We start from the raw sequence: 15129 nt of genomic DNA, 5'->3' as shown, positions 1-15129 counted from the left end.
TCCGTGAGGGCGCTGTGACAAGCCGCCGCTATCCGGGATTCTTAGGAGGAATGACGCGTGCGGCCGTATGGCCGCCGCCCCCGGCCAGAGAGCGAGTCACACCGGTGTCATCTGCGATGTCGGCCCCGAAAAGCGAGGGTCCAGCACTGGAACTGCTGGTCCACGGTGTCGGCGGGGCGAGCCCCCAGGAGATACTGGGCGATCCTCGGACCGTCCGTGTCTCCGGTGACGAGAAGGCCGCGATCTTCCGGCGCTGCGACGACGAGAAGGCCGAAAGAGACCCCGAGCGCGGCCGTGACCAACCCATCCCCGAGGCGTACTGCTGGTCCAACCTCACCTCGGGCAACAGCGCGCGTGCCCTGTGGCTGCTGCTCCTCCCCTTCATGGTCGTCAACCTGGCGCACTGGATGCGTCCGCGTGCACTGGGCCGCCCGGGGACGAGCAGGGCGTACGGCGTCCTGGTGCGACTGGTCGCGCTCAGTCTGACCGTGTTGCTGACCGCCGCCGCGTGCGAGGTGGCGCTCGATCTGGTGGCCTGGCAGTGCGCCGGCGTCGCATCGTGTGCGAACAGCCGTTCCTGGTTGGGATTCCTCTCCCCGGAGCAGGGCGGCTGGTGGTCCCAGCCCGGTCGACGGCTGGCCCTCGCCTCCTTGGTCCCGACCGCCCTGGTGGGCCTGCTCTGGTACCTCTCCAACCGGACCTGGAACGCGTACGAGTCGCAGCGTCCGCCGACCGGCGCTGAGGTGGCCGACGGCGAAGCGGGCCCCGGCGCGCGGCAGCGTAGGAGCACCGCCGTTAGCGACTCCTCCGCCACTCACGCAGACGATGCCGACGACACGCACGATACGGCTGACGCTGACGCTGACGCCGACGCTGACGCTGACGCTGACGCTGACGCTGACGCTGACGCTGACGCTGACGCTGACGCCGACGCCGACGCCGACGCCGAGTTCGAGCCGGAGCCGGGGGTGCGCCCGGCAGGTCCGCCTGCCCTAGGCCGGCCCGGATTCTGGTACGGCCGCAGGCTCGTCGCTCGTCTCCGCGCCGCACACACCGCTGTCGGTCTGCTCACGGTCTCCGCCGCGATCACCGGGGCCGCGGCCCGTCACGACCGGGCTGCCGACAGCGTCCTGTTGACGATCTGCGGATGGGTGCTGGAGACCCTGCTGGCGCTCGGATTCCTCGCCGTCCTCGCCGTCGTCTTCCGCCGCGGTCGCAGTGAACGACGCTTCGACGCCCGGTTGGATCGCATCGCGGTCCGTCGGCTGCCCGCCGCGGCGATCGCGCTCTGGGTCCTCGCCCTGCTGTACGCCGGTTGGCCCCGCCCGGACTGGGTGTCCCATGGGGCGCTGCCCGGGGACGCCGCCTTCCGACTGATCGCCCTCACCCAAGTGGTCCTGGTCGTGGCCCTCGCCGTCACCGCCGTCGTCCTCCAACGGCAGGCCCGCCATCCGCGCACCGCCCTGCGAGGAGTCGCCGGCCCTGCGGTCGCCATGCTCGCGTGCGCGCTCGGCGGGGTGATGACCGGAGGCGTCGCACAACGGGTCGCCGACTGGCTGGACGGGCCCGGCACCCCGGGAATGGACGGACAGGGCAACATCCCCGGCCCGCCCGTGTTGCTGAGTTGGCAGGCTTCCGTCATTCCCGTACTGCTGCTCGTCCTGATCGTGCCCGCCGTCGTTCTCGCGGTCCGCGTCCTCCTCGCGACGCGCCGTCTCGGGCCGGGCATCGAGGCCGAGTACGAGGCGAGAGAGCGAACCCGACCGAGCGACGTATGGCGTCCCGACCGGGTCCGCACCCGACGGATCGCCGGTGCGCGGGCGCGCGCTGACCTCACCGATGCCGCGCCTCGGATGGTGGGGATCATCGCCGGTACCACGCTCGTCCTGGGGGTGGGCGCGGTCCTGGGGGCCTGGATCAGCGGTGCGGTACCCGGTCGGGCCTTCGCGGGCGGCGGGTGGGCCGAGTCCTTCGCCGAAGCCGCGCAGGCGCTGGGCTCCTGGCTGGTCGGTTTCGGCTTCATACTGTTCGTCACCTGGGGCCGGCGCGCCTATCGTGATGCCTCCGCCCGCCGCACCATCGGCATCCTGTGGGACGTGGGCACCTTCTGGCCCCGCGCCGCCCACCCCTTCGCCCCGCCCTGCTACGCGGAACGCGCCGTACCGGACCTCACCTGGCGCATGTGCACCTGGACCGAGCAGACCGGCGGTCGACTGGTGATCTCCGGTCACTCCCAAGGCAGCGTGCTGGCCGCCGCCGCCGTCTGGCAACTCCCGGCCGCCACCCGCAGCCAAGTCGCGCTGCTCACCTACGGCTCACCCCTGGAAAGGCTCTACGGACGCTGGTTCCCCGCCTACTTCGGCCCAGGAGCACTCGGTGATCTACGGGGCGAGGTCGAGGGCTGGCGCAATCTCTGGCGGCCCACCGACCCCATAGGGGGACCGGTGCTGCTGCCGCCCGAGATCGGACAACGCCCGGTCGACGGCGCACCCCTGCACGATCCGGTCGTCTACGGGCGTTCCCGCAGCCATCCGTTGCCCGAACCGATCCGGGGCCACTCCGACTACCAGGCCGACCCGGTCTTCACCGCCGAGCGACAACAACTGCTGGAGCGACTGCTCCCCGCCATCCCGAGCCAACCCCACTCCTACGAGGAGCCTGCTCAGGGCAGTTCGGGCAGGTCCTCCGGGTAGAGCAGCGTCAGGTCGTCGGTGCTGACCTCCACCAGCTCGGCGACCCGACCCGCATGGCGCTCCACCATCGACTCGAAGGTCTGGCGTGCGGTCCGGCCATTGCCGAACGCCGGACCCTTGGGCAGTTCGGTGAAGTACTTCAACAGGGCCTCGTCCGTGCCCTCCGCTAGTCGGTACTCGTGTTCGTCGGCCTGCCGCTGGACGATGTTCAGCAACTCGTCCGCCTCGTAGTCCTGGAAGGTGATGGTCCGGGAGAACCGGGAGGCCACGCCAGGGTTGACGGTGAGGAATCGCTCCATCTCCGCCGTGTAGCCGGCAACGATCACCACGACCGCGTCCCGGTGGTCCTCCATCAGCTTCACCAGCGTGTCGATGGCCTCCTTGCCGAAGTCCCGGCCGGAGTCCTCGGGGGAGAGCGCGTACGCCTCGTCGATGAACAGGACCCCGCCGCGCGCCCGGTCGAACGCCTCCTGCGTCCGGATCGCGGTCGAGCCGATGTGCTCGCCCACCAGATCCACCCGGGAGACCTCGACGAGATGTCCGCGACCGAGCACACCGAGCGCCGCCAGGATCTCTCCGTACAACCGCGCCACGGTGGTCTTCCCGGTGCCGGGGGAACCGGTGAAGACCAAGTGCCGACGGACCGATGCGGCTTTGAGCCCGGCCTCCTTGCGGCGCCGTCCCACCTCGATCATGTTGGTCAGCGAGCGGACTTCCCGCTTGACGCTGTCCAGGCCGACCAGTTCGTCCAGATCGCCGAGAACTGCATCCGGGGTCCGCGCGGGGGCGGCTGCCTCGGACGGGGGTTCTGGTTCGGTCGTGGTCGTGATGACGGGAGCCGGCGCCGGCGTCAACAGCCCTGACGACTGGGTCGATGTCAGCCGATCCGTACCGGTTTCGGCGGCGACGCGACCGGGCGATACGGGCACCGCCGACTCGTCGCTCGTGCACTCCTCGACGACGGGCGACGACGGGTCGGCGAACTCGTACCCACCGCGTGCGCACCGCTCCGTACGGCACTTGCTGAGCGTCGTGCGGCAGCCGTCCATCACATGGAAGCCGTAGCCGCCGCTGCCGGTCACCCGACAGCTCCGGAAGGTGCCCCGCCCCTGCGCCGATACATAGAAACCTGCTTCGGCGGGAGAGGTGACCGTGCAGCGTTCGATCAGCGGATCCGCGCCCTTGGTGACGATGACACCCGTCTGGGCCGCGTCGATGGTGCAGGAGTTGAGGGTGCCGCCGCTGCCGTGGTCCCGGAACCAGGCCCCGGTGGACGCCTCCCTGATCCGGCAGTCGTCGAGCTGTGCGCTCGCGCCGTCGCTCACCGACACCGCCGTGTTGCGGATCTGGGAGAGATCGCTGTCGACCACGTCGACCCGGGAGCCGCGGTCGAGGACGAACAGCGCGTCCGGTACGTCGTGTACCCGGCAGGAGTCCAGTACGGCCGTCGCCCCGTCACTGATCCAGACGGCGGGATAGTCGCCCGTACTGTCGTGTATTTCGCACTGGTTGGCGTCGACCCGGGTACCCGGGTCCCACACCGACAGACCATTGCGGCCGAAACGTCGAACGGTGGAGCGGGTGAGGGTCAGCACGGAGCGCGAGCGGAGGTCGATCGCGTTCTCCGGGATGTCATGGATGTCGCAGTCGGAGAGCGTCAGTACGGCGTCGGTGTCGAGGGTGATCCCGTCGGCCGAGGTCCGGTGCACCCGGGAGTCGGTCAGATGGGCCGTCGCGCGTGACGCGATCTGCACCCCCGAGCCCTTGATCTCGTAGATCTCGCAGCCGATGGCCTCCAGACCACTGCCCTCACCGGTGACGGCGAGGCCAGCGCCCGACGCGTGGTGGACACGGCAACGCTCCAACCGAGGGTGCCCGCCCCCGCGGACCGACACGCCCGACTGGCCTGCCGAGACCACTTCGCACTCCTCGAACACGCCCCCCGCACCCTCCAGGACGGCTATGCCGACGCCTGCGGGATTGTCGATCGTGCAGCGGCGGACGGTGGGCCTAGCGGCTCCGCGCACCTCCAACCCGGAGGCCGAGCGGGTCGAGATGCGCACGTCGATCAACTCGGGGGTGCCGTCCTCCACGAGCAGAGCCGGCGCAGTTGTGTCCTGCCCCTCCACATAGAGGTCCTGCACGGTGGCGGACGCCCGTACCGTCAGCGGCACGCCGTCGACCGGTGCGATGCGCACCGACCCCAGCGAGCCCTCGGGGCCGCGCAGTGTCACCGCCCGTTGGACCACGAGGTTCTCGCGGTACGTCCCCGGGGCGACGGTGAGGACGTCGCCGTCCCCGGCGGCCTCCAGGGCTGCTGCCAAGGAGGCGTACTCGCCCGTGCGGCGCCGCCACCGCGATGTGCCCGTGTGGGTCACCTGGACCGTGCCCTGTGCCATCGTGCTGCTCTGCCCCCACCTCGTGTGTTCGGATTCGGCGCGCCTCGGGGAGGGGAACGCCCCCTACGGGCCTGTCTCCATCGTGACCGACTCGCCCGCGACTACCGCGCCCGCGTCAAACTCTGTCCTGAGTACGTCCTGATCGCACGACAGGCCCACTCCCCAGACACTTCTCGACGGGGTCGCCCCACCGTAGCGCGCGCACGCGTCGGGAGTTGACGAATCAGGAGGTCAGCTGCCCGTACCGGTACGTCCCCAATCCGGTCCGACGGCAGCCCAGGCTCGGTCCAGACGGTCGTGTCTGCGCCGCACCAGACGCCACAGCGCCAGGCGTCTGGCGCATTCGAGCGCTCCCGCTGCGGACAGTGCGGCGCCCACCCCGGTGAGCGCCGAGTGCACACGAACGGTCGCCAAGTCCAAGGGACGGGTGACGACATGACCGCGGGCGTCGGTCCAGATGGTGACTCGATCACCTGCCCGGGGTCTGTCCAGAACGGTCGCGATCGCACCGGTGTGCCTGCCACCGTCCACCGCGCGCCACTGAGCCGTGACCGTGCGCTGCTGGTGGTCCGCCGCACTGGCGTCGGGATCGTGCGAGCGGGCCTTCGCGGGAGGGGAGGGACTCACCACCGTCGCCGTGGTCTGGTGGCGCTGCTGCCGCTGGAGCCGCATCGACTGACGGAGGGAATCATCGGTGGCCGAGCCGACCAGCCAACCGAACGCGGGGGCGACGGTGACCAGGAGCAGCGCGGCGCTCAACGCCATCCACGCCTCGATCTGATCGGTGGCCCGGCGCAGGGGATTGCCGCGCCAACGCCAGACACCCCGTGCCGCATGCATGCCCACACCCCCTTGCCGTCCGGACAGCACGGTGCCGCACAACACCACCACGCATCCTACGAGTCCCAGCGGACCCTGTGCGTCCTGGTGTCGTGCGGCGAGCCCTTGGCCGTCCCGTCCCCTCTACCCAACGTGCGCACGGGATGCCGTGTTCCCACAGACCTCACCAGAAGGGAACACTTCATACCCATGGCAGTCCGCCGCAGGCGGTCCGGAAAGGAGAAGGGGGAGCGGGAAGGAGACGGGAGCGGGCGGGGGCTTGACGGACCGTCCCTAGTAACCCTGCCCCGGGTAGGGGCGGTTGTACGGGTCGGTGTAGCCGGGGCCCGGTGCCGGCGCTGGGCGAGGAGCGGCGGGGCGCATCGCCTCGTAGCCCGTGGCCGGCGGACGTTGCTGCTGCGGGTAGCCCTGCTGCGCGGGATAACCGCGGGGCGGCACCGGCTGCTGCTGGGGGATGTACGGCGCAGGGGCCTGTTGCAGCGGCATGGGCTGCGGAACCGGAACCTGTTGCCCGTAGCCGTATGCGGGCTGGGGCGCCGATGGCCCAGCCGGAAGAGCGGGGAGTGCCGCGGGGAGCGCCGGCAGATAGCTGTTGCCGGTGTCGTAGGCGGCAGGCACTCGGATCGGAGCGATCTGAGGCGTGCCCCGCTCTGCGACCAGAGAGTCGTAGATCGGGGTGTCAGCGAACGACGGAGCGGAGTAGTAGCCGCCGCCGTAAGTGGAGCGGGGGGAGGTCATGGCACATAAGTTAAGCCCACGATGTGGTTTTGGGGAGCCCGATAAGAGGGTTGTTTCCGGAGATATGACCGACTGTTGAGCTCCAATGGGACCGAACCCGGGAAAAACGGTCGCGCTGTGACGTAGGAATCGTGTAAAGGGCGAGCTCGGAGGCGGTTACTGGTGGGTCCGGAGACGTCTGATGGGCCCGATGAGGGCTAGGTTTGACCCTCGGTGAACCAATTCAGATGCTCGGAGCTCGTGATGGGGGCAAGCATGTCCATGCAAAAAGGGAGTAACACTCCGGTGCCTGCGCCGCAGGTCCGGGTCGAACTGGGCTGGGGGGCGGGTCCCGCCGTTCCCGACGTCGATGCCTCCGCACTGCTGCTCGACTCCGGTTCCGGCAAGGTCCGCTCGGACGCGGACTTCGTCTTCTACAACCAACCCACCCATGCCTCCGGGGCGGTCCGGCACGAAGGCAAACAGTCCGACTCCGACCCGGTGACCGACCGCCTCCATGTGGACCTGACCGCCGTGGAGCCCACGATCGAGCGGATCGTGCTCGCCGCATCGGCCGACGGCGGCAGCTTCGGCCAGGTACCCGGGCTCTACGTCCGGGTCACCGACGCCTCCACCGGGGCCGAGATCGCCCGGTACGACAGCCAGGACGCCAGCGTCGAGACGGCCTTCGTGCTCGGCGAGTTCTACCGGCGCCAAGGGGCCTGGAAGTTCCGCGCGGTAGGACAGGGGTACGGCACCGGGCTGGCCGGGCTGGCGACCGACTACGGGATCACCGTCGACGAACCCCAACGGACCCCGCCCCCGGTCAGCGCAGCACCGGACACCTCCAACGCCACCATGCACCTCCGCGCGCCCGCACCGACACCCGCACCGACACCCGCTCCGGCCCCTGCCACCCCGACACCGCCCCCGGCCGCTGCGCCCACCCCCGTACGGCTGTCCAAGGTGACCCTGACCAAGGAGACCCCGTCCGTCTCCCTCACCAAGCAGGGCGGCACATCCGGGGCGCTGCGCGTCAACCTCAGCTGGCAGGTGCGCAAGCAGTTCAAGGGCTGGGGGGCCAAGCTCGGCCGGGCCATCGCCATGCACGGCGATCTCGACCTCGACCTCTGCGCCCTCTACGAACTCACCGACGGGCGCAAGGGTGTGGTCCAGTCGCTGGGCAACGCCTTCGGCGCGCTGAACCAGGCCCCCTACATCCACCTCGACGGCGACGACCGCACCGGCGGCACCTCCGGCGAGAATCTGACCATCAACCTCGACCATCGGAACGACCTCCGTCGAGTGGTCATCTTCGTCACCATCTACGAAGGCGCGCGCAGTTTCGCCGACCTCGATGCGACGGTCACCCTCCAGCCCCAACACGGTGCGCCCATCGAGTTCTCGCTCGGCGAATGCACCGTTCCGTCCACCGTCTGCTCACTCGCGCTGATCACCAACACCGGTTCGGACCTCGTTGTGAAGCGCGAGGCCCGCTTCCTCGTCCCGGAACGGGGGGTGAGTCCCCAGCGGACCATGGACCAGACGTACGGCTGGGGCATGAACTGGACACCGGGCCGCAAGTGACCTCTTCTTTGTAGCGGTTGTAGCGGTTGTAGCGGTTGTAGCGGTTGTAGCGGTTCAGCGTTCCGGTGCCGGCGTGGGGCGGGCGTACGTACGCCCCTTCCACGCCGCGCCCCGGCCGCGATGGTGCTGCACCGCCGAATCCACGGTCATCAGCAGATAGAGCAACCCGATGAACGGCAGCAGCAGAGCGAACAGCGGGGACTGCCGGTAGTAGCGCAGCGTCGGCAGATACGTCCCCATCATCACCGCCCAGGCGAGCCCACCCGCCCAGCCCGCCACCGCGTTCGCCGTCAGGAGCGCCGCGCACACCGCGATCGGCGGTGCCAGATAGACCACGGCGAGGCACATCACGGTCCCCGCGAGCAACAAGGGGTTGTACGCCAACTGTGCGTACGCGCTCCGCGCCACCATGTGCCACAGGTCCGCCAACCGCGGATAGGGCCGCACGCTGTCCACCCGTTCGGCGAGGCCCAACCAGATCCGTCCGCCCGCCCGTTGGACGGCGCGCGCCAGCGACACATCGTCGATGACCGCCCCTCGGATCGACTCGGGCACACCGGCCCGCTCCGCCACCGCCCTGCGCAGCAATACGCACCCGCCGGCGGCAGCCGCGGTTCTCGCCGTCGGTCGGTTGACCCACCGGAAGGGGTAGAGCTGGCCGAAGAAGTAGACGAAGGCCGGCACGATCAGCCGCTCCCAACCGCTCACCGTCCGCAGGCGCGCCATCTGGGAGACCAGGTCCCAACCACCCGCCCGCGCCGCTTCCACCAGTGCGCGCAGGCTGTCGGGCGCGTGGGCGATGTCGGCGTCCGTGAACAGGAGGTACTCCGGCCCGTCCGTCCGGGCCACGGCCATGCCGTGGCGCAGTGCCCACAGTTTCCCGGTCCAGCCGGGCTCCGGTTCCCCCGGGTCGACCACGGTCAGCGGCAGTCCTCCGTGGCGCCCGGCCAACTCCTGCGCCAATCCGCCGGTGCCGTCCGTGCTCCCGTCGTCCACCAGGATCACCCTGGCCCGTCCCGGATAGTCCTGGGCCAGGAGGGTCGGAAGGGTGGTCGGCAACATCGCGGCCTCGTCGCGTGCGGGCACCACGACGGCGACATCGGGCCAAGAATCCCGCAGAGGGACACGGTGGGGCAGCCGCTGGTCCGTACACCAGAAGAACCCTTGGCCCAGCAGTAGCCACCCCCATGCGGCGAGCGACCCGACGGCGATCCAAGCAAGGGCGATCATGAGCCGAAGTCTGCCGCAGCCAGACGGCGTCACCGATGCTGTCGACTATGGTGACCGGGTGAAGATCGCGCTCATGGATTCCGGAATCGGCCTCCTCGCGGCGGCGGCTGCGGTACGCAGACTCCGGCCGGACGCGGACCTCGTGCTCTCCTCCGACCCCGAGGGAATGCCCTGGGGACCGCGCACACCGGACGATGTGACCGAGCGGGCGCTCGCCGTGGCCAGGGCCGCCGTCGCCCACGCTCCCGACGCGCTGATCGTCGCCTGCAACACCGCTTCGGTGCACGCACTGCCCACGCTCCGAGCGGAACTGGAGCCCGCGGTCCCCATCATCGGAACGGTTCCCGCGATCAAGCCCGCCGCTGCGGGCGGCGGGCAGGTGGCGATCTGGGCCACACCCGCCACCACCGGCAGTGTCTACCAACGCCGGTTGATCAATGACTTCGCCGGCACCGCCGCCGTGACGGAAGTGCCCTGCCCGGGCCTCGCCGACGGTGTCCAACACGCGGACGACACCATGATCGACCGTGCCATCACCGCTGCCGCGGCACTCACCCCCCGAGGTGTGCGGGCGATCGTCCTCGGCTGCACCCACTACGAACTCGTGGCCGAGCGCATTCGCACAGCCGTCGGAGTCCCGGTCGTCCTCTACGGGTCAGCCGAGGCCGTCGCGGCGCAGGCGTTGCGCCGGGTGGCTCGTACGGATGCCAGCGCACCGGGAACGCCCATCGGCGGCCGGGTCACCGTGCTCCACAGCGGCCGGGAGTCCGCACTGTCCGTGCAGGCCATGAGCTATGTCGAGGCCAGGTCGCTGCACGCGGCCACCCCCGTGCGCTGACGCCGCGGGCAGCGCGGCAACAGCACCGAGGCGGCAGGGGTGACCTTGCTCATGGACCCGGGCCGAGCTCCGGGAAGCTGGGTACTCTGCTTGGCATGAGGGACCACTTCGATGACTCGTTGCGTCCCACCGCGCACTCCGTCGAACCCGTGCCTGCGGTGTGGACCGGCCGTGCCACCAATCGCATCCAGTGGCTGCTTGCCGTTGCGGGCGCCGCATGCATCGCACTCGGCGTGGAACTCGCCGTCGAATCGAACTGGACCGCAGGGATCATCCCCCTGGTGATGTCCGTCGTCGGCTGCGTCGCCGCAGGTCTGCTGATGCTCTACGGAACCCTGGCCTTCGTCCATGTGGCGGTCACCGTCGACAGCGATTTCGTCGAGGTCCGTTGTGGTCACATGGGGCTGCCCCGGCGGCGGATTCCCCTCTCCCACGTCGTGGGCGCGGACTTCGCACCCCAGGTCACCCCACGTCAGTGGGGCGGCTGGGGCTATCGCTGGCGTCCCGAGCGCGGCACGGCAGTCATCGTCCGCCGTGGGGAGGCCGTCGTCTTCACACTCGGCGACGGCAGGACCTTCACGGTGACGGTTGACGACGCCGAAGCGGCCGTACGCGCCGTGCGCGATCTGCTGACTCCGGGGCATCCGGGCCACGCGGCGGCCGTCCAGGGCTGAGGCGGGCGGCTGGGCGGCACGGATCGGGCTGCCCCGGCGATGCCCCGCGCCGATGGTTCGAGTGCTTCTGCTCGGCCGTGCGCGCTCTGCATCGCACGATTCCCGGTCCCCGTGCTGGACCGGCTGTCATGCGCGCGAGGCCAGACCCGGTGCGGCCGGTGACGCCCTGCCCTCGCTCTCGCGTACGTCACCGACCCCCACCCGTGCGGTGGCCAGTCCCGCGAGCAGCCCCGCCCCCGCGGTCACCGGGGCGAAGCTCAGTGCGTTGCTGGCCGATGCCACCACTGCCAGGGCCGTCAGTGCCGCCGCTGCGCTGAGCACCACGGGAGTGGGCCGTGGTGAGCGCCACAACCCGTACAGCAACCACCCGAATGCCGTAGCGAGCAGGACCACTCCCGGCACGCCCTGCTCGGCGGCCTGCTGCAGGGGCGCTGAATGGGGCTTGCCGTCCGCGCCCACCGAGTCCAGGGCGGTCGTGCTCCGCACTCCGAAGCCTCCCGGGCCCGCACCCCGTACCGGATCGGCCTCCGCCAGGGCCACCGCGTCGTGCCACAGAGCCACCCGGTGATGAGTCAGTCCGCCCTTCAACGAGTCGGTCAATCCGTCGGGCAGTGCGTCCTTTGCCACTCCCCATGAGACGGCGGTCACCAGCGCGGCGGCCAGGGCGAGCCCCAGGAGCGCGATCGCCCGCCGTTGCATGCGGGAGGTGGCCAGTGCGCAGAGCAGGACGCCCGCTGCCGCCACCGCACCGGTCACCGAAGCCAGGGCGACCGCCGTACAGACGACGGCGAAGGCGAATATGCGCAGCAGGAGACGGGTCGCCCCGGGGCCGGCTGCCGCCGCGGCGGCGCAGGCGGCGCCTGCGGCGAGCACCAACAGGCCGGCGGTGGCTCCCAACTGCCCGGGTTGGACGGGGGTGCTCGTGTACACACCCGGTACGCCGTGCGGGGAGACGACCGCCAGGCACAGCGCAGCCACGGCGACCGCAGAGGCTGCACCCACCGGTAGGAGCGTGCCGCTGATCCTCCCGCAGGCGTATCCCGCGGCCACCGCGAACACGGCCAGGAGCACGCCCTCGGGTCTGGCATCGCGGCCGGCCGCGCTGATCAGCGACCAGGTGGCGCAGCCGCCGAGAATCACGCCCCCGACCACATCGACCGCCCTGCCCCGCTCCTGTCTGCGGTACCCGCCCGGTCCAGCCACTCCGCCGACCCCCCGATCCATGACGGAACTCCCCATGCCCTGCGGGTTCGACGCGGAGTCTTCGCAGGGCCGGCCCACACGGTAACGGCAGGGACACGGTTTTTGTGGACCGGGGTGAGGGAAGTCCAGATCGATGGGCTTGGGTGCTGGTGCCCGCGGGGCGCAGAATCGGCTGTTGCACCCCATATATGGACAACGTTCGGAGGGTTGTACACAACCGGATCTCGATTGTGCGGATGTGCGATTGCGCTGCCATCACAATCGCCGCGAGGGGTCAGTATGTTGATCATTCGCCGTCGGCGGGCCATACATTCGGGCCACGACGATTCCGAGGGGGGAGCGTCGTTCATCGACTCGAAGGAATGCCGTTCTCATGCGTCGCACCACTGTCCGCCGTACCGCCCTGGCCGCATCCGCACTCTCGCTCGCCCTGTTGGTGACCGCGTGCGGCTCCGACGAGCCCGCAGCCAAGGACAAGGCGAAGTCGGAGGCAACGAAGGGCGCACCCGCCGCCCCGGCGGCCAAGGCGCTGTCCCAGGCGGAGTTGGACAAGCTGATGCTGGAGCAGGCCGACCTGCCCAACCACAAGATCACTCCGGCCGGCAAGGTGGATCTCGTCGCAGCCAAGGGGACCAAGGCCGACAAGGCGGAGTGCACACCCCTGGTCGACGTCATGGCCCTGCGTGCCGGTGGCACTCCCGCCGCATCGGCCGGACGCAAGATCATGGGCATTCCGAAGGACCCCGCGAAGGACGCCTCGCCCGAGGAGAAGCTCAAGGCGGCCATGGACGCCCTGTCCGGCACGATCACCGGTGATGTCGTCGCCTCCTACGAGGGCCAGGAGGCGGCCGATGTGCTCGCGGCGATCAAGAAGGCGGGCACCGACTGTGCCGGCGGGCTCACCGTGACCGTCCCCGGTGAGAAGGTGAAGGTCACCAAGGTGGAGCCGGCCTCGTACACAGCCGGTGACGAGGCGGTGGCCTACACCGTCAGCGTGGATCTGGAAGGCAAGCCGTCCACGGCGCATCTGGTGGCCATCCGCAAGGGCGGCATCGTCGCCAGCTTCTTCGCGCAGAGCCTCGCCGGCTCGGCGGACCAGCCCAAGGCGGTCATCGACGCCCAGGTCAAGAAGCTCGGCTGAACCGCACACCGGTGCCGTACCGCCCCAGGGTCGGGTGGTACGGCACCGGTGCGTTTACTGCGCACAGCAGGGCTTTCCTGCCATCGGGCTGTGGTCGCCCCGCCCGCTGCCGGACACCCTCACGGGCCGCCCAGCCCGTCGGGCGAGCGTGCACTCGCCGTAGACTCCGGCAGGTGAGCGCCACCATGACACCCGTCGACGCCCCGCAGCCCGACCACATCGAGCGGCGGTCGCTACTCCGCCGACTCATGCGGCCGGGCGCCGCCGCGCTCTCCGGGTACCTCCTCTATCTGAGCTTCCCGCCCCGTCCGCTGTGGTGGCTCGCCGTGCCCGCGATCGCCCTCCTCGGCTGGAGCCTCCACGGGCGTCGGGCCCGGGCCGCCTTCGGTCTCGGCTACCTCGCCGGCCTCGGGTTCCTGCTGCCGCTCCTCATCTGGACGGGTGAGGAGGTCGGTCCCGTTCCGTGGATCGCACTGGCCGCGGTGGAAGCCCTCTTCATCGCTGCCGCAGCTGCTGGGATCGCCCTGGTCAGCCGGTTGCCGGCCTGGCCCGTCTGGGCCGCTGGAGTCTGGATCCTGGGCGAGGCCGCCCGTGCGCGCGTGCCCTTCGGGGGTTTTCCCTGGGGGAAGCTGGCGTTCGGGCAGGCCGACGGGGTCTTCCTACCGCTCGCAGCGCTCGGCGGGACACCGCTCCTCGGGTTCGCCGTGGTCCTCTGCGGGTTCGGTCTGTTCGAAACTGCGCGTCGCGTGGTGGCGTACCGGCGCAGTGGCGCCCTGCCCCGGGGGCCGATGGCCGCGGCGCTCCTGAGCCTGCTGGTACCCGTCACGGCCGCTCTGGCCGCGCTGCCCCTCGTCGATGACTCGGCCGAGGACGGCACCGCCACGGTCGCGGCGATCCAGGGCAACGTGCCCCGGCTCGGGCTGGACTTCAACGCCCAACGGCGTGCGGTCCTCGACAACCACGTACGGCGCACCGAGGAACTTGCTGCCGATGTGAAGGCCGGCAAGGTGGCGCAGCCCGACTTCGTGTTGTGGCCGGAGAACTCGTCCGATCTTGATCCCTACCGCAACGCCGACGCCCGGGTCGAGATTGATCGGGCCGTGCGGGCCATCGGTGTGCCCACCGTCGTCGGTGCGGTGCTCACACCCGACACGGGCAAGCTCCGCAACACCCTCATCGAGTGGGACCCCGAGCGCGGCCCCGTGAACACCTATGACAAGCGCCATGTGCAGCCGTTCGGGGAGTACATTCCCATGCGCTCCGTGGTGCGGATCTTCAGTTCGGATGTCGACCGGGTCCGCCGGGACTTCGGGCCCGGGGACGAGGTGGGAGTCTTCGACCTCGCGGGCACCAAGGTCGGTCTGGTCACCTGCTACGAGGCCGCCTTCGACGACATGGCGCGGGACACCGTCACGGAAGGCGCCCAGCTGATCTCGGTACCGAGCAACAACGCCACCTTCGGCCGCAGCGAGATGACGTACCAGCAGTTGGCGATGTCCCGGGTGCGGGCGGTCGAGCACGGACGGTCCGTGGTCGTTCCCGTGACCAGCGGAGTCAGCGCCGTGATCATGCCGGACGGCAAGGTCGTCCAGAAGACCCGGATGTTCACGCCGGACGCCCTGGTCGCCGAGGTGCCGCTGCGCTCCTCGCTGACTCCTGCCACTCGGCTCGGCCTCTGGCCCGAGGCGATCCTGCTGCTCCTCGCGGCCGGGGGGCTCGGCCGGGTCGCGCTCCAGGCGGTGCGGGTGCGGCGTTCGGCCCGAGCCGCCGCCGGCTCCGAGGCAAGCACTCAAGAGCGTTAGGGTCG

General features: G+C 70.3%; 11 protein-coding genes. 6 read left to right on the top strand and 5 right to left on the bottom strand.

The window, feature by feature from the left end; all coding sequences use genetic code 11:
* Nucleotides 1-116 precede the first annotated feature (116 nt).
* Nucleotides 117-2693 (top strand): hypothetical protein, encoded by a 2577-nt coding sequence (locus OID54_RS05490; RefSeq protein WP_329014751.1) that lies wholly within the window; start codon nt 117-119, stop codon nt 2691-2693.
* Here the strand turns inward: OID54_RS05490 and OID54_RS05485 are convergent.
* From OID54_RS05485 to OID54_RS05475, 3 genes are all read right to left on the bottom strand, one after another.
* Nucleotides 2663-5092: a right-handed parallel beta-helix repeat-containing protein gene (locus OID54_RS05485; protein ID WP_329014749.1), complete on the bottom strand. Its 2430-nt coding sequence runs from the start codon at nt 5090-5092 to the stop codon at nt 2663-2665. The genes OID54_RS05490 and OID54_RS05485 overlap by 31 nt on opposite strands.
* Before the next feature lie 231 nt (nt 5093-5323).
* Nucleotides 5324-5932, bottom strand: a complete 609-nt coding sequence (locus tag OID54_RS05480; protein ID WP_329014746.1) for an Rv1733c family protein — start codon at nt 5930-5932, stop codon at nt 5324-5326.
* A gap of 273 nt (nt 5933-6205) precedes the next feature.
* A complete protein-coding gene (locus OID54_RS05475; protein WP_329014743.1) occupies nt 6206-6670 on the bottom strand; it encodes a DUF6643 family protein in 465 nt (154 codons plus the stop codon).
* A 243-nt stretch (nt 6671-6913) separates the two neighbouring features.
* Between OID54_RS05475 and OID54_RS05470 the strand changes: the two genes are divergently transcribed.
* Nucleotides 6914-8236: a TerD family protein gene (locus tag OID54_RS05470; RefSeq protein WP_329014740.1), complete on the top strand. Its 1323-nt coding sequence runs from the start codon at nt 6914-6916 to the stop codon at nt 8234-8236.
* Between the two features lie 54 nt (nt 8237-8290).
* Here the strand turns inward: OID54_RS05470 and OID54_RS05465 are convergent, their stop codons facing one another.
* Nucleotides 8291-9466 carry a glycosyltransferase gene (locus tag OID54_RS05465; protein WP_329014738.1) on the bottom strand — a complete coding sequence of 392 codons (1176 nt, stop codon included), beginning with the start codon at nt 9464-9466 and terminating at the stop codon, nt 8291-8293.
* Between OID54_RS05465 and OID54_RS05460 the strand changes: the two genes are divergently transcribed.
* Both OID54_RS05460 and OID54_RS05455 read left to right on the top strand, forming a co-directional pair.
* Nucleotides 9465-10304, top strand: a complete 840-nt coding sequence (locus tag OID54_RS05460; protein ID WP_329014735.1) for a glutamate racemase — start codon at nt 9465-9467, stop codon at nt 10302-10304. The genes OID54_RS05465 and OID54_RS05460 overlap by 2 nt on opposite strands.
* Nucleotides 10305-10399: 95 nt before the next feature.
* Nucleotides 10400-10978, top strand: a complete 579-nt coding sequence (locus OID54_RS05455) for a hypothetical protein (protein WP_329014732.1) — start codon at nt 10400-10402, stop codon at nt 10976-10978.
* A gap of 126 nt (nt 10979-11104) precedes the next feature.
* On the opposite strand, the gene OID54_RS05450 is transcribed toward OID54_RS05455, so the two are convergent.
* Nucleotides 11105-12202, bottom strand: coding sequence for an O-antigen ligase family protein (locus OID54_RS05450; protein WP_329014729.1), 1098 nt, complete (start codon nt 12200-12202; stop codon nt 11105-11107).
* A 352-nt stretch (nt 12203-12554) separates the two neighbouring features.
* On the opposite strand from OID54_RS05450, the gene OID54_RS05445 reads away from it, so the two are divergent.
* Nucleotides 12555-13322 carry a hypothetical protein gene (locus tag OID54_RS05445; protein WP_329014726.1) on the top strand — a complete coding sequence of 256 codons (768 nt, stop codon included), beginning with the start codon at nt 12555-12557 and terminating at the stop codon, nt 13320-13322.
* Nucleotides 13323-13495: 173 nt separating this feature from the next.
* Nucleotides 13496-15124 (top strand): apolipoprotein N-acyltransferase, encoded by a 1629-nt coding sequence (gene lnt / locus OID54_RS05440; RefSeq protein ID WP_329014724.1) that lies wholly within the window; start codon nt 13496-13498, stop codon nt 15122-15124.
* Nucleotides 15125-15129 lie beyond the last annotated feature (5 nt).

This window comes from Streptomyces sp. NBC_00690, assembly GCF_036226685.1.
Taxonomy (GTDB): domain Bacteria; phylum Actinomycetota; class Actinomycetes; order Streptomycetales; family Streptomycetaceae; genus Streptomyces.
The sequence above is the reverse complement of the archived record's forward strand: the minus strand, read 5'-3'. Positions and strand labels throughout refer to the sequence as shown.

What these genes read in the sequence shown, in the direction of transcription:
- OID54_RS05490 (WP_329014751.1), top strand. Translation starts at nt 117, where the DNA reads ATGTCGGCCCCGAAAAGCGAGGGTCCAGCACTGGAACTGCTGGTCCAC.
- OID54_RS05485 (WP_329014749.1), bottom strand. Translation starts at nt 5,092, where the DNA reads ATGGCACAGGGCACGGTCCAGGTGACCCACACGGGCACATCGCGGTGG.
- OID54_RS05480 (WP_329014746.1), bottom strand. Translation starts at nt 5,932, where the DNA reads ATGCATGCGGCACGGGGTGTCTGGCGTTGGCGCGGCAATCCCCTGCGC.
- OID54_RS05475 (WP_329014743.1), bottom strand. Translation starts at nt 6,670, where the DNA reads ATGACCTCCCCCCGCTCCACTTACGGCGGCGGCTACTACTCCGCTCCG.
- OID54_RS05470 (WP_329014740.1), top strand. Translation starts at nt 6,914, where the DNA reads ATGGGGGCAAGCATGTCCATGCAAAAAGGGAGTAACACTCCGGTGCCT.
- OID54_RS05460 (WP_329014735.1), top strand. Translation starts at nt 9,465, where the DNA reads ATGAGCCGAAGTCTGCCGCAGCCAGACGGCGTCACCGATGCTGTCGAC.
- OID54_RS05465 (WP_329014738.1), bottom strand. Translation starts at nt 9,466, where the DNA reads ATGATCGCCCTTGCTTGGATCGCCGTCGGGTCGCTCGCCGCATGGGGG.
- OID54_RS05455 (WP_329014732.1), top strand. Translation starts at nt 10,400, where the DNA reads ATGAGGGACCACTTCGATGACTCGTTGCGTCCCACCGCGCACTCCGTC.
- OID54_RS05450 (WP_329014729.1), bottom strand. Translation starts at nt 12,202, where the DNA reads ATGGATCGGGGGGTCGGCGGAGTGGCTGGACCGGGCGGGTACCGCAGA.
- OID54_RS05445 (WP_329014726.1), top strand. Translation starts at nt 12,555, where the DNA reads ATGCGTCGCACCACTGTCCGCCGTACCGCCCTGGCCGCATCCGCACTC.